This is a genomic window from Stenotrophomonas sp. PS02289, from assembly GCF_029960115.1.
Taxonomy (GTDB): domain Bacteria; phylum Pseudomonadota; class Gammaproteobacteria; order Xanthomonadales; family Xanthomonadaceae; genus Stenotrophomonas.
On the sequence record NZ_JASCOZ010000027.1, the window covers coordinates 15,482 to 37,947 of the forward strand.

Sequence of the window (22,466 nt, forward strand, 5' to 3'; positions counted from 1 at the left end):
GGCGGCCGCCGCGAGAACAGGGACAGGTGTGCGGCCCTCGGTGTTCGGCTATCTTGAGAGTTCTTGCCAAAACCCTTCAAGCACAGACGCATGCAAGCGATTTCGAGGATTGTTCGAAACGGGCGGTGGCTCAACTACTTCGTATTGTCCGTCGTGTTCTTGGCTGCCGGCTGCAAGGGCGAGCATGTGCCGGCAAAGGATCTCGGGGCGGACCTCGATGAGGTGGCCGCAACACTGATACAGCAGCCGTTGCTCCACTCAACCTCGATCGCAGTCGTATATCGGGGCCAGGAATTCATCCGTCATCGCGGCAACATGGAAGCCGGCAGGCTGAGCCCTCCGACCGACGCGACCCTCTACGAAATCGGTTCGTTGAGCAAGACCATGGCAGGGACCCTGATGGCCAATGCCGTCCTGGAGCGCAGGCTGGGGCTGGACGACGATGTCCGGAAGTATCTGCACGGCAATTATCCGAACCTGCAGTACAAGGGCGACCCCATCCGCATCCGTCACCTGCTGTCGCATACGAGCGGTCTTCCGAACATGTTGCCGGAACGCGCGAACACGGTGCTCGCGGACTTCACCGATCAGCGTACGCCTCGTGAACTCAATGCCATTTACGCCGGCTATGGCAAGGCGGATTTCTTCAGGGACCTGCATGCCGTCGAGATTCACCAGGTGCCCGGAAAGGATTACGCCTACTCCAGTGCTGGAACCCAACTGGCGGCGCATATTCTGGAGACGGTTTACAAGAGCGACTATGAGTCGCTGTTACGCGAATTCTTCCGCGATTCCGCGGCAATGGCGGACCTCAGAATCAGGCTGGGCGATGCTGAGGCGCCCCGGCTTGCGGTCGGCTACCACAGTGACAACGCGGTACCGACCTCGCCCATGCCGGAGTTGCCTTGGGGAGCATCGGGGAACGTAAAGGCGACCGTTCCGGAAATGGTGAAGTTCCTCAAGTTCCAGCTGGCCGGTGGGCCCGTCGTGACGGAATCACACCGTACTCTTGTCGAATTCGATTCCGAGTTCAGCATCGGCTATTTCTGGAACATCGTCGGCGGCGACCGCTTGAAGGGCACCTACTATGCCCATCATGGTGGTGTGCCCCGCTCGCAGTGCTATATCTACATCATGCCGAAGTATGACCTTGGCATTTTCGTCATCACCAACCAGAGCGGCGACAAGACTGCCCACGCCATGGAGGCGGCGATCAATACACTGGTCGAGAGAATAGCCGCGCGAGATAACATCTCTAGCTAGGGCCTGTCACGTTCGCGTCCTGCGACTCGACTTGACCGAGGGATTGTGAATGACCGCTGCTGGCCAGAAGCAGACGTTATATTGTGCTGCAGAGGCGCGCCTGATTGACCTGGCGGCGTTACCGTGGCAGGGCCCAGGTCGTCATGGCAGCCAGCAACACAACCAAGATCGGCGGTGTACGCGCGAGGGCCAGTAGCCCGAACGCAACCAGCGCCATCGCGGCATCCCATCGGTCATGGATCGCACTCGTCCACACCGGGTTGTACAACGCAGCCAGCAGAATCCCGACCACCCCGGTGTTGACGCCAGCAATCGAAGCTTGCAAAGCCTTTCGGTGGCGCAGGGCCTCCCAGAACGGCAGCGCCCCCACGAGCACAAGAAAGGCTGGCAGGAAAATGACTGCCAACAGCACAAGGCCTCCAAGCCAGCCACCCAGCGGCCCCTTGGCCAGGGCTCCCAAGTACGCCGCGAAAGTGAAGAGAGGGCCTGGCACCGCCTGCGCCGCACCGTACCCAGCGAGCAGATCCGCAGTGGTCACCGTGCCGCTTTGGACAACCGCGGTCTGCAGCAACGGCAGTACGACATGGCCGCCGCCAAAGACCAAGGCACCAGCACGGTACGTCCCCTCCAACAGCACAGCCAACGGGGAGCCACTAGCCACCACCCACACAGGCAGCAGAACAAGCGGCAGCACCAACAGCATCAGCGCTACCGAGCCCGTTCTTCGCGAGACGGGATAGCTGCAAGCGAACTGGCCCTGGGCAGGCTCGATTTTCAGCGCCCAGCGACCGAGCAGGCCGCTGCAGATGATCACCACCATCTGGCCGAAGACCGAGGGCAGTGCTAGCGTCAATACGGCGGCGACAAGCGCCATCCCTGCCCGCAGGCGGTCCGGGCATAGGGTCCGGGCCATTCCCCATACAGCCTGCGCCACCACGGCAACTGCAACGATCTTCAGGCCATGCAGCCAACCGGATTCGAGGATGCCTTGGTATCGAGCAACGCCAAATCCGAACAGGATCATCAGTACGGCCGATGGCAGGGTAAAACCTGCCCAGGCGGCCAGCAGGCCAAGCCAGCCGGCGCGAGCCAAGCCCAGCGCCATCCCAACCTGGCTGCTGGCTGGGCCTGGCAGTAACTGGCACAAGGCCACCAGATCCGAGTAGCTACGGTCCGTCAGCCACCGGCGGCGCTCGACAAACTCGAGGCGGAAGTAGCTCAGATGGGCGATCGGGCCGCCGAACGAGGTCAGTCCCAGTCGTAGGAACACCAGGAAGACACGCCACGCACTTTCGCTTTTTGCGGGATGGAGCGTCGGCATGGGGCAGGATCTCCGGTTGTTCTCAAAGGCGGCCAGCCCGGCCCAGCACCCAGACTAGGTCGCCGGGCTTCCCCTGTGCTCGGCCACCAACTCTCCATCTTCCTTCCGGAATGGTCCGGGAAGCTTCGGCAGGATCCAGCACCAGTTCGGAAGGGCGGCACAGGCGCGTGCCATTATCGGTTTGCACGAAAGGACGATTGATGAGTATTGGGTGCGCCAGCATGGCATCAAGCAGCGCGTCGTCGCTCAGTGCCGCATCGCCCAGTGCCAGCTCGTCATAAGGAGTGCCCTTCTGCCGGAGGGCGTCGCGCACGCTCAAGCCCGCGGCCCTGATGAGGTCGACCAGGCGCGCGCGGCTGGGCGGGTGGGCCAGGTAGTCGATCACTTCCGGCTCGATCCCGGCGAAGCGGATCATCGCCAGGGTGTTGCGCGAGGTGCCGCACTTGGGGTTGTGGTAGATGACCGCGTTCACGCACTTTCCTCCTCGTTCAGAACAGTTTCCACCACCCCTGCAGCGGCCGCGAGCGCCGCCGCCTCGATGGCCCCCTTGCGCTCGCTGTAACGGTCCACCAGGTAGTCGGTGCGCCCACGTACCAGCAGGGTGAACTTGACCAGTTCCTCCATGACGTCCACCACGCGATCGTAGTACGCCGAGGGTTTCATTCGACCTTCGTCGTCGAACTCCTGCCAGGCCTTGGCGACCGAGGACTGGTTGGGGATCGTCACCATCCGCATCCACCGGCCGAGCACACGCAGCGCGTTGACGACGTTGAACGACTGCGAACCGCCGCAGACCTGCATCACGGCCAGCGTGCGGCCTTGGGTGGGGCGCACGCTGCCCTCTTCCAGTGGCAGCCAGTCGATCTGGTTCTTGAATACCGCGGTAAGGGTGCCATGGCGTTCCGGGCTGACCCACACGTGTCCCTCCGACCACAGCGAGGCCTGGCGCAGCTCCTGCACCTTTGGGTGGGTGGCTGGCACCGAGTCAAGCATCGGCAGCTCATGTGGATCGAACAGGCGGGTTTCCGCCCCGAGCTGTTCCAGCAGCCGCTGCGCCTCCAGCGCCAGCTTGCGACTGAACGACTGAGGTCGCAGCGACCCGTACAGGATCAGGATGCGCGGGCGGTGCGGCTGCGCGGCCGGGTCGTTGAGCTTGGTGGCCGTCGGGATGTCCAAGGCACCTGGGACCAAGTTGGGGATCTGCTGCACGGGGTTGTCCTACGGAATCGATTCTATTATTCTAGAATCATGGAACATAACGCTGCAACCCACGCTCTTGCTGCCTTGGGCCACGCCACCCGCCTGTCGATCTTCCGCCTGCTTGTACAGGCCGGCAGCGGCGGCAAGCTGGCCGGTGACATTGCCCAGACGCTCTGCTTGCCTGGTGCCACGCTCTCCTTCCACCTGAAGGAACTGTTGGCTGCGGGCCTGATCAGCGCCGAGCAACATGGTCGGACGATCTGCTACCGGGCCGAGTTCGAGGCGATGACCGCATTGGTGGCCTATCTCACGGAGAACTGTTGTGCCGACGAACAGGCCTGCGAACGACCCGTTGGCTGCTGACCAACCCACCTTAGAGATCGCTCAGATGACCCGTCGCGTCCTGTTCTTGTGTACCGGTAATTCCGCTCGCAGCGTGTTGGCCGAATCGACCCTGAAAAAGTGGGGCCAAGGCCGCTACGAGTCCTTCAGCGCCGGCAGCCAGCCGGCCGGCCGCGTCAACCCGTTTGCCATTGCTCAGTTGCAGCGCGAGGGTTTCCCGGTGGACGGCCTTCGCAGCAAGTCGTGGGACGAGTTCGCCGAAGCGGATGCCGCGCCGATGGATCTGATCGTCACCGTCTGCGACAGCGCGGCGGCCGAGGCATGCCCGGTAGTGTTCGGCGACTTTGTACGGGTGCACTGGGGCCTGTTCGATCCGGCCGGCGTTGAAGGCTCGGACGGACAGAAAGCCGAAGCGTTCGATCGCGCGCACCAGATCATCAAGGCGCGCCTGAAGGCGTTTCTGGAGATCTCAGACAGCGTCTGGGATGACAGCGAGGCCCTCAAGGCCCGGCTCGACCCGATCGCACAGATCAACTGACCGTCTTTCCGGAAATCCCCATGACCACTGATACCTCCCGCCTGTCCTTCCTGGACCGGTATCTCACGCTCTGGATCTTCGCCGCCATGGCGCTCGGCGTCGGCATGGGGGCGTTGTTCGAAGGTGTACCCAGCGCGTTGAACAGCCTCTCCATAGGGTCGACCAACATCCCGATCGCGATTGGTCTGATCCTGATGATGTATCCGCCGCTGGCCAAGGTGAAGTACGAGGAACTGCCGCGGGTCTTCGCCGACAAACGGGTACTGATGCTCTCGCTGCTGCAGAACTGGATCGTCGGTCCGTTCCTGATGTTCGGCCTGGCCGTGCTGTTCCTGCGCGATTATCCCGAGTACATGACCGGCCTGGTCCTGATCGGGCTGGCACGGTGCATCGCCATGGTGCTGGTCTGGAATCAGCTTGCCCGCGGTGACGGCCAGTACGTCGCCGGGCTGGTGGCATTCAACTCGATCTTCCAGATTGCGCTGTTCAGCGTCTATGCGTGGTTCTTCCTGTCCTGGTTGCCGCCGGTGTTCGGTCTGCAGGGCAGCGTCATCGATGTCAGTTTCTGGACCATCGCCGAGGCTGTTCTGATCTACCTTGGTATCCCGTTCCTGGCGGGCTTCCTCACCCGCCGATGGTTGAAGGCGCGCAAGGGCGTGCAATGGTATGAAGAGACGTTCCTGCCCGCCATCAGCCCGGTAACCCTCGCCGCACTGCTGTTTACCATCGTGGCGATGTTCAGCCTGAAGGGAGGCGATGTGCTGAGGATTCCGATGGACGCGGTACGCATCGCGATCCCGCTGACGTTGTACTTCATCATCCAGTTCGTCATCAGTTTCTTCATGGGCAAGCTGATCGCCAAAGACTACCCCCGCACCACCGCGATCGCGTTCACCGCAGCAGGCAACAACTTCGAACTGGCCATCGCCGTGGCGATCGCGGCGTTCGGGCTGGCTTCCCCGGTAGCCTTCGCGGCTGTTATCGGCCCGCTGGTGGAAGTGCCCGTGCTGATTCTGCTGGTCCACGTCGCCCTGCGCCTGGGCAAAAGCTACTTTCCTGCCGATGCACGGAGCCGCTGAATCGCCTAGGTGCTGCAGCATGAGGAAGTCCCGATGGACAGCGTCGATGTCGTGGTGATCGGAGGTGGCCAGGCGGGTCTTTCGGCTGGCTACTTCCTGCGTCGCAGCGGGCTGTCCTATGTGATTCTTGATGCCGAAACGTCACCTGGCGGGGCGTGGCAGCATGCGTGGAAATCCCTGCATCTGTTCTCGCCGGCGGGCTGGAGCTCGATTCCCGGTTGGCCGATGCCTGCTACCCGGGAACCGTGCCCGTCGCAGGCGGAAGTGCTCGACTACCTCGCGCGCTACGAGCATAAGTATGCGCTGCCCGTCATCCGTCCCGTGCAGGTGAAACGCATCAGCCGCTCGGGGAGCCGGCTGCGGGTGGAAGCAGATGACGGCCGGCAGTGGCAGACACGTGCAGTGATCAGCGCCACGGGTACGTGGCGGCATCCCTGCACGCCCGGATATGAAGGTCTGGACGCTTTCGGCGGCGTGCAGCTGCACTCGGCCCACTACAGCCATCCCGAACCCTTCGCCGGAATGCGCGTGGCCATCATCGGCAGCGGCAACTCAGGCGCACAGATTCTGGCCGAGGTCTCCAAGGTGGCCAAGACCACGTGGATCACCCAGCGGGCGCCAGCCTTCCTGGCCGACGATGTCGACGGGCGCGTTCTGTTCGCACGCGCAACCGAGAAGTGGAGGGCTCAGCAGGAAGGACGTGAGCCGGATATTCAGCGGGATGGTTTTGGCGACATCGTGATGGTGCCGCCGGTGGTGGACGCACGGCGCCGCGGTGTACTGGTCTCCATGCCGCCACCCGTCCGTTTCACCGCCACCGGCATGCAGTGGGCAGATGGCAGCGAACGCAACTTCGACGCGGTGATCTGGTGCACCGGCTTCCGGCCGGTATTGTCGCACCTGGAAGGACTGGGCATTGTCAACGCTCGTGGTCGGATCGACGTGGATGACACCCAGGTTCGGTCGGTCGCAGCGCCATCGGTTTGGCTGCTCGGCTATGGCGACTGGAATGGCGCAGCATCGGCCACGCTGATCGGGGTGACCCGATACGCGCGCGAGGCAGTAAGGCAGATCAGCGACTACATCGGGGAGGCTTCTCCGGTGTTATCTGGCGCGTGAGCCTCGGCGCCATTGCCCAGCGCCCGCACCTGCGATTGCAGGGCCATGCGGTCCAGCGCTTCAGGCTTAAGCGCCAACAGCAATCCGAGACGGTGCTGGAGCTGGTGAAGCGTGCTCAGGAACGCCTTATGGACCTGATCAGCACTGCCCTGCACTGCGGCCGGGTCGGGGATGCCCCAGTGGGCGGTAGCCGGGTGGCCCGGCCACACGGGACACGCTTCACCCGCGGCACGATCGCACACCGTTACGATGAGATCCATCTGCGGTGCTTCCGGACCTGCGAATGCATCCCACGGCTTGCTCGACAGTCCGGCAACGTCGAAGCCAATCTCCGAGAGCACCTGCAGGGCCACCGGATGAACTACGCCCTTGGGATGACTGCCCGCACTGTAAGCGCGGATACGTTCGCGCCCTAAATGGCTGGCCAGTGCTTCGGCAAGAATGCTGCGCGCCGAGTTGCCTGTGCAAAGGAACAGAACATTCAGGGGACGCATGTCATCGCAACCATTTATCTAGAATAATCGAAGTATTGCCTTGCCATATGTCAACTCGATGACTGCCGAAAAGGAAGCGGGCACCCCTCGGTGCCCGCTTCGCTCATCTGTTCAATGACCCGACGACCGTGTGGCGCCTGGCGTACGATGCTTTCCCAAGCGGTCTACCAAGGTCTCACTTGCATCGTTGAGACCGAACACCTCAACGGTCGCGCCGTGCTCGCGCAGCTTCATCACTACCCGGTCGAGCGCATCAACGGCGGTCACGTCCCAGAAGTGGGCGTCCTTCAGATCGATGATGACCTCCTTGGGGACATCCAGATAGTTGAAGCTACTCACGAACTGTCCAGAAGACGCAAAGAACACCTGCCCCTTCACAACGTAGACGCGCGAGTCGGTCTCGACCTGGGTGTCGTCGATGATCAGCATCTTGCCGACCTTGCGGGTGAAGAACACCGCCGACAGGATCACGCCTGTCAACACGCCTTTGGCGAGGTCGTGGGTAGCCACGGTCACGATGACCGTGCCAATCATCACGACCGAAGAGCTCTTGGGATGAATGGCCAGCTCGCGCAGCGAGCGCCAGCTGAAGGTGCCGATGCTGACCATGATCATCACTGCGACCAGTGCGGCCATTGGAATCTGACTCACCAGGTTTGACCCATAAACAACCAGAAGGAGCAAAACCACGCCGGCCACAAGGCACGAGAGACGGCCCCGGCCACCGGAAGTGATGTTGATCACCGACTGGCCGATCATTGCACAGCCTGCCATGCCCCCAAAGAAGCCCGTTACGGTGTTAGCCAAGCCTTGGCCCGCACATTCGCGATTCTTCTGGCTCGGGGTATCGGTCATGTCTTCGACGATCTGCGCGGTCATCAGCGATTCCAACAAGCCAACGACCGCCAAAGTCGCCGAAACCGGCAGCAGGATCTGGAGTGTTTCCCAGGTGAATGGCACATCCGGAATCAGGAACGACGGCAGGCTGTCAGGCAGCGCCCCCATGTCGCCTACGGTGCGTACCTGGAAGCCGAAATACATGGAAGCGGCCGTGAGAACCACGATCGCCACCAATGCCGAAGGAACGGCTTTGGTCAGCAGCGGCAGCAGGTAGATAATTGCCAGACCCACAGCACAGATCGCATACACCATCCACGGCATGCCGATGAGCTCGGGAAGCTGCGCCATGAAAATGAGAATCGCCAGTGCATTCACAAATCCGGTCACCACCGAGCGCGACACAAAGCGCATCAGCGAGCCCAACCGCAGGGCGCCGGCCAGCATCTGCAGGACGCCGGCCAGGATGGTGGCGGCAAACAGATACTGAATGCCGTGCTCGCGCACCAGCGTGACCATCACCAACGCCATGGCGCCGGTCGCAGCCGAGATCATGCCAGGGCGGCCACCGGCGATGGCGGTGATGACGGCGATGCAGAACGAGGCATACAAACCTACCCTTGGGTCGACGCCGGCGATGATGGAAAACGCGATTGCCTCAGGAATCAGGGCTAGCGCAACGACAATGCCCGACAGCAGGTCACCACGGATGTTACCGAGCCATTGCTGGCGCAGGGGATAAATTGCAGACATAGAAAATGATCTCCGCGCACAGCCGTGCGCGCCAAACGAAAGAAACAGGCACCCTTCCAGACCTATGTGTCTGGGTCGCTTCTTCAATCAAGCGTCAGGGTGGAGTCATCGCTAGCCGATCCGTTGGGTACTTGACGGTATATTGTAGACTTGCATAGCGCCTGAGGGGAAATCCGGCCGGCATCGCGGTCGCGTCGGTGCATTCTCAAGGGTAGCTTCCCAGATCCCAAGATCATTTCGCAGGCGAAGTCGACAAGCTGGTAGGCAGTTGATCAGATTGAATTGAGCTCTGACCGAATCGCCAAAGAAGAGGTGGACATTCGCCGCGGGGCCTATGTCCGCTATCGGCCAAAAGCGGTCAGTTGGACGGGTTGAACTGGGGCCGAAAGATTCTGCTCTCAGCCCCAGAAATGGCGATTAGACTGTCACCACGATCTTTCCAATCTGCTGATTGGCCTCAAGGAAACGATGGGCTTCCTGGATGTCACTCAGAGGGAAGGTCTTGGCGATTATCGGGCTCAGTGCTCCAGACTCCAGCCCCTGCAGAATAAACGCCTTGGCACGTTCAAGGACTTCTGGGTCGGCCACAATTTCTGCATAGAGATAGCCCTTGAGGGTTAGGCTTTTGCCCAGCACGGTAAACAGCGGGAATGGCGTCGGTTCCGAGCTGAGTGCACCGTATACCAGCAGAATGCCACCTCGGGCCATGCTCTGCGTGAGGGGCTCGAAGGACCGCCCGCCAACCGGGTCGAACACAACGCGGGCGCCTTGTCCGGCCGTTATCTCCATCACGCGCTCGACGATATCCTCTTCGTCACTCACGATCACATACGCGGCACCAGCATCCAGAAGGGCCTGTTTCTTCGCACGGGTTCGCGTGATTGCAATTGGTGTGGCGCCGACCATGCGTGCTATCTGGAAGGCAGCCAGACCGACACTGCTTGATGCCGCGGTGACAAGGACAAAGTCGTGTTGCCCGAGTTTGGCCTGCTCGATGAGTGCACCCCAGGCGGTGACGTACTGCATCCAGGACGCAGCAGCCTCTTCAAAGGACAACCTCTCGGGGCTCTTCACCACCAGATGAGCAGGTACATTGGCCAGCTCTCCGTAGGTGCCCCAACGGGCGATGTCCAGAGGCGGGATGAGAGCGACTGCATCACCCACCTTGATCCCGGTTACTGCGCTACCCACTGCAACCACGATGCCTGCGGCCTCGTAGCCCAGGCGGCTAGGGAACTCGGCTTCCTGTAGGTATGCGTGATTGCGAAACATCACCTCGGCTCGGTTCAAGCCAATCGCTTTGACGCCAATCTGCACCTCGTTTGCCGCCGGTGCCGATACGTCCAAATTTTCCAGCTTCAGAACACTGGCGTCACCGTATTCATGGATTCTGACAATGCGTGCCATTGCGGATACCTCGTTTTTGAATGGGCTTCGAAGTGCGCAGGAAAGGTCTGCGGCTAATCGAAGAGTGAATAAAATGTAATCATTGGTTGGTAGCGGATAAAGGCCTACTATGACGTAATATTTGAAACAGAGAGTTTTTAATGGATCGCCCGACCCAGATGGCTACGTTCGTCAGAGCTGGGATCATTCAGCCCTGCTGCGGATGACCTCAACCTATCCCCTCAGTTGGTGGGAAAGCAGGTAAAAATGCTCGAACAACACCTGGGGGTTTCCTTGCTGCATCGGACTACGCGCAGGCAAAGCCTCACCGGGAACACAATGGCGGCTATTGGCCGACACCCATCTGATGCAACAAACTCAAACCGGCCAAACGCGGTTATCTGGTAACTACAGAACCAGGGGGCGATTCACACAGCTTTTCACTCGATATAAGCGGGGCCTGACGCCGAAGCGGCAGGCCCTAAGCTCATTAGAATTCCTGCACCGTTGGGCGCAGAACGATCTCGTTAATATCCACTTCAGCAGGCTGCTCAATTGCGAAGGCGATAGCCCGAGCGACGGATTGAGCGGGAATTGCATGCTTGTAGAAGTCCACCACGAAATCGCGGCTCTGTTGGTGGGTGCTGCCGAATTTCAACTCGGAGTCCACAGCACCCGGTTCGATAGTCGTGGTGCGAATGCTGCCACCGACTTCGTGACGCAGTCCTTCGGAAATGGCCCGTACAGCAAACTTGGTGCCGCTGTACACCGTGCCGCCAGGGCTGAATACCTTCAGGCCTGCAACCGATGCGATGTTGATGAAGTGGCCACTGTTTTGTTTCTGGAAGACCGGCAATGCAGCCGCGACTCCGTACAGCAGCCCCTTGATGTTGATGTCGATCATGCGATCCCACTCGTCAGTGCGAGCATCACTGAGCGGTGCAATCGCCATCAGCCCGGCATTGTTGACCAGTACATCAATGCGCCCGTAGGTGTCCACGGTACCTTGAATGAGCGCTTTGACTTCTTCCTGAGAGGTGACATCGGTCTGATACGCGATTGCCTGACCACCTGCATTGGTCAGCTCAGTCACCAATGCGTCGAGTTTATCTTTGCGGCGTGCGGCCAGCACTACGCGCGCGCCAAGCGCAGCAAGGTGGCGTGCAGTCGCTTCACCCAAGCCACTGCTGGCGCCGGTGATAACGACAACTTTTCCAGAAATGTTATTGCTCATGTTGAGAACCTCATCGGCGGGTTTGTATTTCGCCATGGCTGATTAACCTGGCAGTGAACAAATCTTAGCCCCATGATTGATCTCAATAAATGGAAATTATTGGATTAAGCTATTCCTGAATATGGAACAAATAGGAGGGCAACATGCTTAACCGCTCAAAGCCGGCAAGGTGAGCCACACGACGGTCTACCGGTATGCACGCGAGCTCGGCTTGCACTCGCACTTGCGGCAACCGAAGCGGCGTCGCGGTTACGGCCAGCGCCGCACGGGCCGCTTCGCCGACCGCAAGCCGATTCAGGCTCGACCGCCTGAAGTCGCCGAGCGAAGCCGCATTGGCGACTGGGAAGGCGACTCGGTGCGTCCCGCACGCGGCACGGGCGCGGTGATCACATTGGTCGAGCGGCGAAGCGGCTTCGTGCGCCTGACCTGGAGTCCGGACGGCACCGCCGATGCCGTCTCGCAAGCCATCGAGTGCCGCATGGATCGGCTGGCCGACTACATCCACACCATCACCTTCGATCGAGGCGGCGAGTTCGCCGAGGACCGCAGGCTGGAGAGATCACTCAAGGCTGCGATCTACTTCGCCGATCCGCACAGCCCGTGGCAACGCGGCTGCAACGAGAACCTCAACGGCCTGCTGCCACAGTATTTCCCGCGCAGCCGCGACTTCTCGACCATCACCATGGAAGAGCTACAAGCCGCCGAGGATCGTCTCAACGACAGGCCCAGAAAGAGGCTCGGCTACCTAACCCCAAGCGAGGTATTCTTCAACCCCAACCACATTGCACTTCAACGTTGAATTCGCCGGGGGATTACCATTCAACCGGAGGGGTGAGCCACCGAGCCTCAGTGCCCCGCTTTTCAAGGTGTGTGCCCTACAGAGTCTTGCGACGCGTCAGGGCAAAGCTGGCAACGATCCAACGGCGACCAGCATTTCATCAAATACCGCTCGAACCCTTCCCGGAATTGGGCCACGCTGAGGCCGATAGACGTACAACCCCCATGCCGGAGGTTCTTCGTTCTCCAGCACTTGCACGAGCTTCCCGCTGGCAATGTAGGGGGCGGCCATGTAGTCCGCCAGTTGCGCGAACGCGATCCCGGCCAGCGCCGCTCCCATTTCCATGTCGGCATTGTCGGCGACGAGAGTGGGTGCGGTAGGTGTCCACTGGCGTCCCGCCTTGAAGTGCCAAGGCCAGGGACGGCCGGTATTGATATCCAAGGCCACGGTAACTGGCAGGCTGCTTAGCGCATCGATTTTTGCAGGTACGCCCACTTTCTTGATCAGGCGCGGAGCGGCAACGATGGGGAGTCGCATGTCGGCGGCCTTGCGTGCGACGAAGCGGCTATCGCGCATGAATCCGACCCTGATCCCGACGTCAATCCCTTCGTCAACCGTATTGCTGATGCGATCGGACAGGCGCACATCCAGCGTGATGCCCGGATGACGCTCGGCCACGCGCTCCAGTGCCGGTAGCACCGCTCTGGTGCCCAGGCTGTGCGGTGCGGTGATGCGAACCGTACCGGACAGAGAGGCCTGCTGGTCGGAGCCAGGCGTTCGCCACAGATCCTCGAACTGCTCCAATGCGGGGCGCACTCGGTCTAGCAGCCCTTCGCCGAAGGCGGTGATGCGCACCTGGCGCGTGCTTCGATGAAACAACACCTCGCCGTAGTGTTGCTCCAGTTGCTGGATGGCACGGGTTACACCTTGCGGAGAAGTCCCCAGCCGGGCGGCCGCATCGCGAAAACTGCTGCTTTCGGCCGCGACCCGAAAGATACGCAGTAGTTCCATTTCCTTGTTCATGACGCACGCCTCATGGCCGGTTCTGCTGCTCGTTGATTGTTCCAGATTGTGAAATTATAAAATCGAAACAATTCCATATACAAGCGGGGAGCGGTTGCCCAGACTAACAGCACCCCGGAATGCTCCGCTCCGAACAACCCAATAAGGAACGCGAATGAACGCTGCCACTCTCATCACTGCCTACTACGACGCCTTCAACCGCGGCGACCGCGAGGCCATGCTGTCCATGTTGACCGATGACGTCGCGCACGACTTGAACCAGGGCGCTCGTGAGGTCGGTCGCGAAGCCTTCCGCGCCTTCCTGCAGCGCATGGACCGCTGCTATGGCGAGCAACTGCGCGGGATCGTGGTGATGGTCAGCGCCGACGGCCTGCGCGCAGGCGCGGAGTACGTGGTGCATGGCGAATACAAAGTGACGGACGACGGGCTGCCGGAAGCCAAGGGCCAGCGTTACGTGCTGCCGGGTGGCGCGTTCTTCGACATCCGCGATGGCAAGATCGCTCGTGTCACCAACTACTACAACCTCGGCGACTGGATCGCACAGGTTGGAGGGGACGCCTGAGATGACCAGCGACGTGCAGGTGCTGGTTCGTCGTGGTCCGGACATTGCCGAATGGTTCGATGCCGTGGCAGGCCTGCGGGCGAGCGTCTTCCGCAGCTTTCCTTACCTGTACGAGGGCGACACCGAATACGAGAAGCACTACCTCGCTATGTACGCCCGTTCGGCAGACAGCCTGCTGGTACTCGCGCTCGCTGATGACGTGGTCGTGGGTGCGTCCACGGGATTGCCGCTCGGCGATGCGGAGCCGGCCTTCCACGTGCCGTTCGCCGATCGAGGAATCCCGATGGAGACAGTGTTTTACTGCGGCGAATCAGTCCTGCTTCCGGCCTTCCGGGGCCTTGGCCTGGGCCATCGCTTCTTTGACGAACGCGAAGCGCATGCCCGTTCGTTGGGGGGCATGCAGTGGACATCGTTCGCGTCGGTGGATCGAGCAGACGACGATCCCCGGCGTCCTTCCAACTACCGCAGTAATGATCCCTTCTGGACCCGTCGTGGCTACGTGCGGCAGTCGGACATGAAGGTTACGCTGCCCTGGAAACAGGTGGGTGAGCCGAGCGAAACCGAGCAGACGCTCACGATGTGGCTGCGCCCCCTGGAGAACGCGAAATGAAAGTAGCAGTTGCGAAATACGCCGTGGGTCAGCCCACGGACTTCGAGGCATTCGCAGCGCGGCAGCGGCAGGTTCTGGAGGAGGCGAGCCGTGCCGGAGCGGAACTGGCCGTGTTGCCCGAATATCTGTCCCTCGAACTGGCTGCGATGTTCGAGCCTGGCATCCGCCAGGATCTCAACGCCTCGCTGGCCGCGCTGCAGGCCTTGCAGCCTGCGTGGCTGGACCTGTACACCGACCTGGCGCGCGAGCTGCGCATGACCATTCAGGCTGGTACGTTCTTGACCCGGGTTGGACCGGATCGCTATCGCAACCGCGCGTGGTGGTTTGCGCCGGACGGCACGCGTGATTACCAGGACAAATTGCAGTTGACGGGGTTCGAGAAAGACACTGGCGTCATCGAGGGGGGCGACGAACTCAAGGTGTTCGACCTGAATGGCGTGCGTGCCGGCATCGCTGTTTGCTACGACAGTGAGTTTCCATTGCCCGTGCGAGCCCAGCGAGAGGCGGGTGCACGCCTGCTGTTGGTCCCGAGCTGTACGGACACGAGGGCAGGTGCAACCCGGGTTCGTGTGGGCTGCATGGCGCGGGCACTGGAGAACCGGATGTTCGTCGCACAGGCCGTGACGACGGGAGCCGCTGACTGGAGTCCGGCGCTGGACACGAACACTGGCGAGGCCACGATCTATGCACCCATGGATCGTGGATTCCCCGAGGACGGCATTCTCGCGACTACTTGCGGCACGCAGACATGGGCGATCAGTGATCTTGACGTTGAGGCACTGGAACGAAACCAAGAACAGGCCCAGGTTGCGGTCGATCGTGACTGGGACGGACAGATGTTGCCTGCACTGCGGAAAGCTCGCCACTCGGGTCATCAGGTCGCCTAGCGACTCTTGAGCAAGCGCTTGATGCAGGTGCGCAATGCCCTGCAGCCGCTCAGCAGCTTGCGGCCGTTCGTGGAGCAGTCAACGGATGGATGGAAACCGTTCTGGAGAGCTATCTGCGGGAAGAATTTCCCAGTAGCGAAATCAGGAGCGATTCGCAGAACAAGTCCATTGACGAGACCATCTCTATCGTCCGCTCCTCTCTGCGATAGAGGCACCAGGGTGCCCTCGATGAGGGCAAATTCAGTTAGGCAGTAAAGGAAGCGACATCATGAGATCACGTGCAGCAGTAGCCTTCGGGCCAGGAAAGCCGCTGGAAATCGTCGAGATCGACGTCGAGCCACCACGCAAGGGCGAGGTGCTCATCAAGATCACGAATACCGGCGTTTGCCATACCGACGCCTTCACCCTGTCGGGCGAGGACCCCGAAGGTATCTTCCCGGTCGTGCTGGGTCATGAAGGTGCGGGTATCGTCGTGGAGGTGGGTGAAGGTGTGACCAGCGTGAAGCCTGGCGATCACGTCATTCCGCTCTACACCGCCGAATGCGGCGAGTGCCTGTTCTGCAAGTCCGGCAAGACCAACCTGTGTGTCGCGGTTCGCGCAACCCAGGGCAAGGGGCTGATGCCCGATGGTACGACTCGCTTCTCGTACAACGGTCAGCCGGTTTACCACTACATGGGCTGCTCGACCTTCAGCGAATACACGGTCGTCGCCGAAGTCTCGCTGGCCAAGATCAACCCGGACGCCAACCACGAGCACGTCTGCCTGCTGGGCTGCGGCGTGACCACCGGCATCGGTGCCGTGCACAACACGGCCAAGGTACAGCCCGGCGACTCGGTGGCCATCTTCGGCCTCGGCGGCATCGGTCTGGCTGCGATTCAAGGTGCACGCCAGGCCAAAGCGGGGCGCATCATCGCCATCGATACCAATCCGGCGAAGTTCGAACTGGCTCGTACCTTCGGCGCGACCGAATGTCTCAACCCGAAGGACTTCGACAAGCCGATTCACGAGGTTCTGATCGAGATGACCGGCTGGGGTGTCGATCACACCTTCGAGTGCATCGGCAACGTCGACGTGATGCGTTCGGCTCTGGAAGCTGCCCACCGCGGCTGGGGCCAGTCGATCGTCATCGGCGTGGCTGGTGCTGGCAAGGAAATTTCGACCCGCCCGTTCCAGTTGGTCACCGGTCGCACCTGGAAGGGTTCGGCGTTCGGTGGGGTCAAGGGCCGCACTCAGCTTCCCGGCATGGTGGAAGACGCAATGAAAGGCGAGATCGATCTCGCCCCGTTCGTCACCCACACCATGGGCCTGGACGACATCAACAAGGCCTTCGACCTGATGCATGAAGGCAAGTCGATTCGCACGGTGATCCACTACTGATCACCCACTATCCATTCAACATCAGCCACCAAGGAAATCAACCATGTCCAATCCTGTCATTTCCGGCGACGGCATCTTCTCGCACGTCTTCGTCGGCGCCGCCGACCTCCAGGAGTCGACCGCGTTCTATGACGCCGCTCTGGGTGCTCTCGGCATCAAGAACCTCGGTCCTTTCGGCAACGGATGGGTGCTTTTCGGTCGCGAAAAGCCGGCTTTCATCATCGCCCGTCCGGGCAATGGTGAAGCGTCTTCCAGCAACGGCGTGACGGTCGGCTTTGCGGCCGCCACTCCCGCCGAAGTGGACGCCTTCCACGCCGCCGGCCTTGCCGCAGGCGGTACCGACGAGGGCCAGCCCGGCCCGCGTGGCCACCTGCCGGGTGCCTATGCGGCCTACCTGCGTGATCCGGCGGGCAACAAGGTCTGCGCGTACACCTTCGTCTGAAAGCCCGGAAGCTGAGGGCGTTCTGAAAAGGCCAGCACAAGCCTCTAGACGGCCAGCCTATTGGACGGACCGTGTAGAGCGGTGCCCGCTCATGAAGATGGCCCGCAGCCATGTGCCAAACGCATGGCTGCGGGCATTTGCTTTGAAGCGTGTTTTTTCACCAAGAAGAAATGAGGTCGTTGTGAAAGAGCCGGCCAACATCAATACGACGACCGTACACCCCACTGCGACCGCCACCGTGTACGGTATGCCGGCCTATACCGATCGTGCTGCCGCCGCGGGTGAAGTGCACGCGCGCCCGCATCTGTTGATTCAGGCCCCCCGCGGCATATTGCAGCTCGCTTTCATGACCGAAGGCGACCAGGCCAGGGATCAGATGGCGATGAGCGAGTTGTCCCATCGCTTCGGCGTTGCCGAACCCGACCATGCTACGCCGCTTCACGGCGTGACATGGGATGAAGGAGACCTGCACTGCGAAAAGCACACCGAGTTCTCGACGTATCTCTGGTGCGCTTCGCTGGATTCCGAGACGGGAGAGCCGTGCGGCGAAAATCCGTTCAAGCATGGATTTGTTCCTCCCGGCCCGGTCGTATCCGGCATCCGTTTGAGACTTCTTCCGTGGACGCAGGAAACGGAGAAGGAGGTCGATCGCTTCGATCCTGCCAGCCTGTGCTACTCGCTGGTGGAGAACGGCTCAGCGTCGCTTTGAGCTGGGTATGGAACCACAGCATCGGCTACCGCGGCTCTCGCATCATCATGCATGCGATTGCCGACAAAGAGCCCACGGCGTTGGACAAATCCGGCTCCCTGGATTGAGGTGCCAACGTTATCGGAACGTCAACTATCACAAATGCCAGGGTGAGGAACTTGGCCGATCTATTCACGACAAAGCCCAAGCCTCCCTTGGCCGAACTCCTGCGGCCCAAGGCGCTGGATGAATTCGTTGGGCAACGGCACTTGCTCGGCCCCGGCAAGCCGCTGCGTCTCGCGTTCGAGGCGGGCAAGTTGCACTCGTTCATCCTCTGGGGGCCGCCAGGCGTGGGCAAGACCACCCTGGGGCGCCTGGCCGCCAGTGCGACCAACAGCCGATTCATCGCCATCTCGGCCGTGCTGGCCGGGGTGAAGGACATCCGGCAAGCCATCGACGAGGCCCAGGCTGAACTGGACAACCATGGTCGATCGACGGTGCTTTTCGTCGATGAGATCCATCGCTTCAACAAGGCGCAGCAGGATGCCCTGCTGCCCCATGTCGAGTCCGGTCTCCTGACCCTGGTGGGGGGGACGACCGAGCATCCGGGGTTGGCGGTCAATTCCGCACTGCTCTCGCGCGCACAGGTCTATACCCTCGAACCGCTGTCCAGCGACGAACTGAACCAGCTCTACGAACGCGCACTGCCGCATCTCCAGGGCGTCACGCTGGACGCGGACGCGCTTGACCTGCTCAAGGGCTTTGCCGATGGCGATGGCAGGCGCTTCCTCAATCTGCTTGAGCAGGTGACGAATGCGGCGTCGGGCGCTGGCAAGACCGTGGTCGATGGCGAGTTTGCCAGGCTGTCCACCAGTCCATCGCTGCGCAGGTTCGACAAGGGCGGTGACGAGTTCTACTGGCAGCTCTCAGCCTTCCACAAGTCGCTACGGGGCTCCGACCCCGATGCGGCCCTGTATTGGCTGGCCCGCATCCTCGACGGCAGCGGCGACGTAAGCCAGGTGACCCGCCGCATGGTGGTGATGGCCAGCGAAGACATCGGCAATGCCGACCCGCAGGCGCTGCAACTGGCACTCAATGCCGCGCTGGCCTACGACAGGCTGGGCTCACCCGAAGGTGAGATACCGCTGGCCCAGGCGGTGACTTACCTCGCACTGACCCCCAAGTCGAATGCCGCCTATGCGGCCTGGGATCAGGCCAAGGCATTCGTCAAGCGCAGCGGTTCCCAGCCAGTGCCACTCCATCTTCGCAATGCGCCGACGAAGCTGATGAAGCAGATGGGCTATCGCGAAGGCTACCGCTACGCGCATGATGAGCCCAACGGCTATGCCGCTGGGCAAACCTATTTTCCCGAGGGCGTGGCGCGGCCGGGCTGGTACCAGCCAACGGACAGGGCGTCGAGCGAAGGCTGGGAGAAAGGCTTGCTTGGCTGCGCTCGCTCGATGACGCGACGCCGCCAAGCCCGGACGCTTGACCGACATCCCCCCGAAATCGGCCCATTGCTACCTCACGAACTACAGGATAAGAATATGCCAGACGCTTCTCTCGGTGAATCCTCTGCGAATATCAGACGGAGTCGAGTTGCCCGCTATCTACGCACGGAGTCTGGGGCGGCGGTGCTGCTGGTGATCGTCACGGTTGTGGCGCTGGCGTGGGCGAACTCGCCGCTATCCGATGCCTATTTCGGGTTGTGGCACCTGGACGTCGGGTTCAACTTTGGGCCGCTGGGCCTGCACATGGACCTGCATCACTGGGTCAACGATGGCCTGATGGTCATCTTCTTCTTCCTGATCGGCCTGGAGGTGCGTCAGGAATTCGCCCACGGGTCGCTCAGGGACCCCAGCCGTGCCCGTCTCGCCCTGATCGCGGGGGTCGCGGGTGTTGTGCTTCCCGCGCTGGTGTACGTCCTGCTCGTGGGGCTGGCCGGAGGTCAGGGCCTGCACGGGTGGGGGGCGGTGGTCGGCACCGATACGGCGTTCATGCTGGGCACCCTGGCGATCGTCGGTCCGCGGCTGTCTGGTCAATTGCGTGTGTTCCTGCTCACCCTGACCGTGGTCGATGACTTCCTCGCCGTGTCCATCATCGGCATCGTCTATAGCGAGGAGATCCGCGTCGTCCCGTTGTTGATCGCCCTTGCCAGTCTCGTCGGGTTGTGGTTGCTGGGGCGCACCCGCCAGTGGCGGGCAATGCCGTATGTGCTGATCGTGATCGTGCTGTGGCTCGCAACCGTGTATTCCGGCATCCATGCCTCCCTCGCCGGGATGGCCGCGGGGCTGCTGATCCCCGCCTATGCGACGCAACGTCACGGGGTCGTTGCGGCAAGACAGTTGTTCCGTGACTTCTGGCAGTCTCCGAGTGCCGCATCGGCCCGCGCGGTGGATACGGGCTGTCCCGGGGTATCTCGGTGAACGAGCGGCTGCACGAGTTCCTGCGGCTGCCGACGGCGCTGCTGATCGTGCCGGTGTTCGCCTTGGCGAACGCCGGGGTGGACCTGCGTGGCGGGCTGCTCGCCGAGGCCTTTGGCTCGCCAGTCACGTGGGGCATCATCGCAGGGCTCGTGCTCGGCAAGCTCCTGGGCATCGGGCTCACCACGCTCGTCGCCATCCGTCTCGGCCTGGGCCGGCTGCCCGAGGGCGTCGGGGTGGGGAGCGTGTTCGGTGGGGCGGCGCTGTCCGGGATCGGCTTTACCGTGTCGCTGCTGATCATCGGGCTCGCGTTCGGCACGACCTCGGACCTGGGCCGCCAGGCGACGGTCGGCGTGCTCGTGTCGATGGTGTTCGCCACGTTGCTCGGGTGGCTCATCTTCAAGGTCGCCGCCCAGCGGTGGGGTGAGAAGACCGCGGACCTGCCGATGGTGCTTGAGCCGCCGGTCGATCCGGAGATCGATCACATCCGCGGGCCGGAGGACGCGCAGCTCACACTCGTCGAGTACGTGGACTTCGAGTGCGAGTACTGTGCGCACGCCACCGGTTCGTGGGACGATCTTCGCGCCCACTTCGGTGACGACCTGCGGTATGTGGTGCGCCATCTTCCGCACCACCCGCACGGGCCGATTGCCGCGCGTGCGTCCGAGGCAGCGGCGAACCAGGGGATGTTCTGGCCGTGGCTGGACTTCGTGTTCACCCGTCAGCACGCGCTGGAGCGCGAGGATCTGATCGGCTACGCCGCAGAGCTTGGGCTCGACGTCGATCGGTTCATCGCCGATCTCGACAGCCCTGCGGTGATCGAGCGTGTCGAGCGCGACCTCGCCAGTGCGGTCGCCAGCGGTGCGCACGCCACGCCGACGTTCTTCGTCGAGGGTCGCCGCCTGCGCGGCAGCTACGACGCCCGCTCTGTCACCGCAGCACTGGAAGCCAGCCGCCGCGGCACCCGAACTCAGGAAGTCCCGTCCTGAGCGGGACGAACTACAAGTCAAGAACATGCCAAACAATTCTTTCGGTGAATCCTCTTGTGCCGCTGCGGCCAGCGGCCTCGTGCAGGTGCGTGGCGCGCGCGAGAACAACCTCAAGGAGGTGGACGTCTCCATCCCGCGTAACGCGCTGGTGGTGTTCTCGGGTGTCTCCGGCTCCGGCAAGTCCTCGCTGGCCTTTGGCACCATCTATGCCGAGGCCCAGCGGCGCTACTTCGAGTCGGTGGCTCCCTATGCGCGGCGACTGATCGACCAGGCCGGCGTGCCGGACGTCGATGCGATCGACGGCCTGCCGCCGGCGGTGGCGCTGCAGCAGCAGCGAGGCTCCAGCAACGCGCGTTCCTCCGTGGGCAGTGTCACCACCCTGTCCAGCCTGGTGCGGATGATGTATTCGCGTGCCGGCGCCTATCCGGCCAACCAGCCGATGCTGTACGCCGAGGATTTTTCGCCCAACACGCCGCAGGGAGCGTGCCCGACCTGCCACGGCCTGGGCCATGTGTACGAGGTGACCGAGGCGAACATGGTGCCCGACCCCTCCCTGAGCATCCGCGAGCGGGCGATCGCCTCCTGGCCCCCCGCCTGGCAAGGCCAGAACCTGCGCGACATCCTGGTCAGCATGGGCTACGACGTTGACCGACCGTGGAAGGACCTGCCGAAGAAGGATCGCGACTGGATTCTGTTCACCGAGGAAACACCGACGGTGCCGGTGTACGCCGGCCTCACGCCGGCCGAGACCCGCGCCGCGCTCAAGCGCAAGATGGAGCCGAGCTACATGGGCACCTTCACCGGCGCCCGACGGTATGTGCTGCAGACCTTTGCCAACACCCAGAGCGCGCTGATGAGAAAGCGCGTGTCCCGGTTCATGGAGGGCAAACCGTGCCCCACCTGCCACGGCAAGCGGCTCAAGCCCGAGGCGCTGTCGGTCACGTTCGCCGGCGTGGACATCGGCGAGTTCATGCAGGTGCCGCTGGACCAGTTGGCGGCCTTGCTCGAACCCATCGCCCAGGGCGATTTCCGCGCCCATGCAGCGGGGGCGGCTACGGACAAGGAAGCGACCCGACGCGACCGTGCCGAACGCGCGGCCCCCCGCCCCCCCCGCCCAGGG

20 protein-coding genes and 6 pseudogenes are annotated in these 22,466 nt (G+C 62.1%); 18 read left to right on the plus strand and 8 right to left on the minus strand.

Annotated elements, in window-relative coordinates; genetic code table 11:
- Positions 1 to 90: 90 nt before the first annotated feature.
- Positions 91 to 1,263 (plus strand): serine hydrolase domain-containing protein, encoded by a 1,173-nt coding sequence (locus QMX83_RS06110; RefSeq protein ID WP_024957943.1) that lies wholly within the window; start codon positions 91 to 93, stop codon positions 1,261 to 1,263.
- 118 nt (positions 1,264 to 1,381) lie between these two features.
- Here the strand turns inward: QMX83_RS06110 and chrA are convergent, their stop codons facing one another.
- The 3 genes and pseudogenes from chrA to arsH all read right to left on the minus strand — a co-directional run bounded on the left by chrA (position 1,382) and on the right by arsH (position 3,793).
- Positions 1,382 to 2,584 carry a chromate efflux transporter gene (gene chrA / locus QMX83_RS06115; protein ID WP_024957944.1) on the minus strand — a complete coding sequence of 401 codons (1,203 nt, stop codon included), beginning with the start codon at positions 2,582 to 2,584 and terminating at the stop codon, positions 1,382 to 1,384.
- 54 nt (positions 2,585 to 2,638) lie between these two features.
- Positions 2,639 to 3,056: pseudogene (arsC, locus tag QMX83_RS06120) on the minus strand (arsenate reductase (glutaredoxin)).
- The gene (gene arsH, locus QMX83_RS06125) at positions 3,053 to 3,793 is read right to left on the minus strand and encodes an arsenical resistance protein ArsH (protein WP_024957945.1); all 741 of its coding nucleotides are present in this window, start codon (positions 3,791 to 3,793) and stop codon (positions 3,053 to 3,055) included. The pseudogene arsC and the gene arsH overlap by 4 nt, the downstream one beginning before the upstream one ends.
- A gap of 39 nt (positions 3,794 to 3,832) precedes the next feature.
- On the opposite strand from arsH, the gene QMX83_RS06130 reads away from it, so the two are divergent.
- The 4 genes from QMX83_RS06130 to QMX83_RS06145 are packed head-to-tail and all read left to right on the plus strand — an operon-like array spanning position 3,833 to position 6,862.
- The gene (locus QMX83_RS06130; protein WP_024957946.1) at positions 3,833 to 4,147 is read left to right on the plus strand and encodes a metalloregulator ArsR/SmtB family transcription factor; all 315 of its coding nucleotides are present in this window, start codon (positions 3,833 to 3,835) and stop codon (positions 4,145 to 4,147) included.
- A gap of 25 nt (positions 4,148 to 4,172) precedes the next feature.
- Positions 4,173 to 4,664 (plus strand): arsenate reductase ArsC, encoded by a 492-nt coding sequence (locus tag QMX83_RS06135; RefSeq protein WP_024957947.1) that lies wholly within the window; start codon positions 4,173 to 4,175, stop codon positions 4,662 to 4,664.
- Between the two features lie 20 nt (positions 4,665 to 4,684).
- Positions 4,685 to 5,743, plus strand: a complete 1,059-nt coding sequence (gene arsB / locus QMX83_RS06140) for an ACR3 family arsenite efflux transporter (protein ID WP_033834878.1) — start codon at positions 4,685 to 4,687, stop codon at positions 5,741 to 5,743.
- 33 nt (positions 5,744 to 5,776) lie between these two features.
- Positions 5,777 to 6,862 carry an ArsO family NAD(P)H-dependent flavin-containing monooxygenase gene (locus tag QMX83_RS06145; RefSeq protein WP_033834879.1) on the plus strand — a complete coding sequence of 362 codons (1,086 nt, stop codon included), beginning with the start codon at positions 5,777 to 5,779 and terminating at the stop codon, positions 6,860 to 6,862.
- On the opposite strand, the gene QMX83_RS06150 is transcribed toward QMX83_RS06145, so the two are convergent.
- From QMX83_RS06150 to QMX83_RS06160, 3 genes are all read right to left on the minus strand, one after another.
- Positions 6,823 to 7,356, minus strand: a complete 534-nt coding sequence (locus tag QMX83_RS06150) for an arsenate reductase ArsC (protein ID WP_072167338.1) — start codon at positions 7,354 to 7,356, stop codon at positions 6,823 to 6,825. The genes QMX83_RS06145 and QMX83_RS06150 overlap by 40 nt on opposite strands.
- Positions 7,357 to 7,467: 111 nt before the next feature.
- Positions 7,468 to 8,946 carry a SulP family inorganic anion transporter gene (locus QMX83_RS06155; RefSeq protein ID WP_032964208.1) on the minus strand — a complete coding sequence of 493 codons (1,479 nt, stop codon included), beginning with the start codon at positions 8,944 to 8,946 and terminating at the stop codon, positions 7,468 to 7,470.
- Positions 8,947 to 9,363: 417 nt separating this feature from the next.
- Entirely contained in the window at positions 9,364 to 10,353 is a 990-nt protein-coding gene (locus tag QMX83_RS06160; RefSeq protein ID WP_024957952.1) for a zinc-dependent alcohol dehydrogenase family protein, read from the minus strand.
- 144 nt (positions 10,354 to 10,497) lie between these two features.
- On the opposite strand from QMX83_RS06160, the pseudogene QMX83_RS06165 reads away from it, so the two are divergent.
- Positions 10,498 to 10,662: pseudogene (locus QMX83_RS06165) on the plus strand (LysR family transcriptional regulator); the annotation flags it as partial.
- Positions 10,663 to 10,822: 160 nt separating this feature from the next.
- On the opposite strand, the gene QMX83_RS06170 reads toward QMX83_RS06165, so the two are convergent.
- Entirely contained in the window at positions 10,823 to 11,566 is a 744-nt protein-coding gene (locus QMX83_RS06170; RefSeq protein ID WP_033835953.1) for an SDR family oxidoreductase, read from the minus strand.
- 169 nt (positions 11,567 to 11,735) lie between these two features.
- On the opposite strand from QMX83_RS06170, the gene QMX83_RS06175 reads away from it, so the two are divergent.
- Positions 11,736 to 12,365: an IS30 family transposase gene (locus QMX83_RS06175; protein ID WP_282295758.1), complete on the plus strand. Its 630-nt coding sequence runs from the start codon at positions 11,736 to 11,738 to the stop codon at positions 12,363 to 12,365.
- 96 nt (positions 12,366 to 12,461) lie between these two features.
- On the opposite strand, the gene QMX83_RS06180 is transcribed toward QMX83_RS06175, so the two are convergent.
- Entirely contained in the window at positions 12,462 to 13,367 is a 906-nt protein-coding gene (locus tag QMX83_RS06180) for a LysR family transcriptional regulator (RefSeq protein ID WP_024957955.1), read from the minus strand.
- A gap of 154 nt (positions 13,368 to 13,521) precedes the next feature.
- Between QMX83_RS06180 and QMX83_RS06185 the strand changes: the two genes are divergently transcribed.
- The 11 genes and pseudogenes from QMX83_RS06185 to QMX83_RS06230 form a co-directional block, all read left to right on the plus strand.
- Entirely contained in the window at positions 13,522 to 13,929 is a 408-nt protein-coding gene (locus QMX83_RS06185; protein ID WP_024957956.1) for a ketosteroid isomerase-related protein, read from the plus strand.
- Between the two features lies 1 nt (position 13,930).
- A complete protein-coding gene (locus QMX83_RS06190) occupies positions 13,931 to 14,539 on the plus strand; it encodes a GNAT family N-acetyltransferase (RefSeq protein WP_024957957.1) in 609 nt (202 codons plus the stop codon).
- Positions 14,536 to 15,426, plus strand: coding sequence for a carbon-nitrogen hydrolase family protein (locus tag QMX83_RS06195; protein WP_282295759.1), 891 nt, complete (start codon positions 14,536 to 14,538; stop codon positions 15,424 to 15,426). Before QMX83_RS06190 ends, QMX83_RS06195 begins: the two co-directional genes overlap by 4 nt.
- Positions 15,363 to 15,635 (plus strand): metal-sensing transcriptional repressor, encoded by a 273-nt coding sequence (locus QMX83_RS06200; RefSeq protein ID WP_282295763.1) that lies wholly within the window; start codon positions 15,363 to 15,365, stop codon positions 15,633 to 15,635. Before QMX83_RS06195 ends, QMX83_RS06200 begins: the two co-directional genes overlap by 64 nt.
- A gap of 59 nt (positions 15,636 to 15,694) precedes the next feature.
- Entirely contained in the window at positions 15,695 to 16,804 is a 1,110-nt protein-coding gene (locus QMX83_RS06205) for an S-(hydroxymethyl)glutathione dehydrogenase/class III alcohol dehydrogenase (RefSeq protein WP_282295760.1), read from the plus strand.
- 43 nt (positions 16,805 to 16,847) lie between these two features.
- A complete protein-coding gene (locus tag QMX83_RS06210) occupies positions 16,848 to 17,246 on the plus strand; it encodes a VOC family protein (protein ID WP_024957960.1) in 399 nt (132 codons plus the stop codon).
- Positions 17,247 to 17,427: 181 nt separating this feature from the next.
- Positions 17,428 to 17,952: pseudogene (locus QMX83_RS06215) on the plus strand (DUF3422 family protein); the annotation flags it as partial.
- A 161-nt stretch (positions 17,953 to 18,113) separates the two neighbouring features.
- Positions 18,114 to 19,426 (plus strand): annotated as a pseudogene (locus tag QMX83_RS21675) (replication-associated recombination protein A).
- A gap of 172 nt (positions 19,427 to 19,598) precedes the next feature.
- Positions 19,599 to 20,360: pseudogene (locus tag QMX83_RS21680) on the plus strand (Na+/H+ antiporter NhaA); the annotation flags it as partial.
- Positions 20,357 to 21,346 (plus strand): Na+/H+ antiporter NhaA, encoded by a 990-nt coding sequence (locus QMX83_RS06225; protein WP_282295762.1) that lies wholly within the window; start codon positions 20,357 to 20,359, stop codon positions 21,344 to 21,346. The pseudogene QMX83_RS21680 and the gene QMX83_RS06225, both read left to right, overlap by 4 nt.
- Before the next feature lie 25 nt (positions 21,347 to 21,371).
- Positions 21,372 to 22,466, plus strand: a pseudogene (locus tag QMX83_RS06230) (excinuclease ABC subunit A); the annotation flags it as partial.

Excerpts from the sequence above, each read along its gene's own strand:
- QMX83_RS06180 (WP_024957955.1), bottom strand. The coding sequence starts at position 13,367 with ATGAACAAGGAAATGGAACTACTGCGTATCTTTCGGGTCGCGGCCGAA.
- QMX83_RS06195 (WP_282295759.1), top strand. The coding sequence starts at position 14,536 with ATGAAAGTAGCAGTTGCGAAATACGCCGTGGGTCAGCCCACGGACTTC.
- QMX83_RS06150 (WP_072167338.1), bottom strand. The coding sequence starts at position 7,356 with ATGCGTCCCCTGAATGTTCTGTTCCTTTGCACAGGCAACTCGGCGCGC.
- QMX83_RS06210 (WP_024957960.1), top strand. The coding sequence starts at position 16,848 with ATGTCCAATCCTGTCATTTCCGGCGACGGCATCTTCTCGCACGTCTTC.
- QMX83_RS06185 (WP_024957956.1), top strand. The coding sequence starts at position 13,522 with ATGAACGCTGCCACTCTCATCACTGCCTACTACGACGCCTTCAACCGC.
- QMX83_RS06130 (WP_024957946.1), top strand. The coding sequence starts at position 3,833 with ATGGAACATAACGCTGCAACCCACGCTCTTGCTGCCTTGGGCCACGCC.
- QMX83_RS06170 (WP_033835953.1), bottom strand. The coding sequence starts at position 11,566 with ATGAGCAATAACATTTCTGGAAAAGTTGTCGTTATCACCGGCGCCAGC.
- QMX83_RS06155 (WP_032964208.1), bottom strand. The coding sequence starts at position 8,946 with ATGTCTGCAATTTATCCCCTGCGCCAGCAATGGCTCGGTAACATCCGT.
- QMX83_RS06190 (WP_024957957.1), top strand. The coding sequence starts at position 13,931 with ATGACCAGCGACGTGCAGGTGCTGGTTCGTCGTGGTCCGGACATTGCC.
- QMX83_RS06160 (WP_024957952.1), bottom strand. The coding sequence starts at position 10,353 with ATGGCACGCATTGTCAGAATCCATGAATACGGTGACGCCAGTGTTCTG.
- QMX83_RS06135 (WP_024957947.1), top strand. The coding sequence starts at position 4,173 with ATGACCCGTCGCGTCCTGTTCTTGTGTACCGGTAATTCCGCTCGCAGC.
- chrA (WP_024957944.1), bottom strand. The coding sequence starts at position 2,584 with ATGCCGACGCTCCATCCCGCAAAAAGCGAAAGTGCGTGGCGTGTCTTC.
- arsB (WP_033834878.1), top strand. The coding sequence starts at position 4,685 with ATGACCACTGATACCTCCCGCCTGTCCTTCCTGGACCGGTATCTCACG.
- QMX83_RS06110 (WP_024957943.1), top strand. The coding sequence starts at position 91 with ATGCAAGCGATTTCGAGGATTGTTCGAAACGGGCGGTGGCTCAACTAC.
- QMX83_RS06145 (WP_033834879.1), top strand. The coding sequence starts at position 5,777 with ATGGACAGCGTCGATGTCGTGGTGATCGGAGGTGGCCAGGCGGGTCTT.
- QMX83_RS06205 (WP_282295760.1), top strand. The coding sequence starts at position 15,695 with ATGAGATCACGTGCAGCAGTAGCCTTCGGGCCAGGAAAGCCGCTGGAA.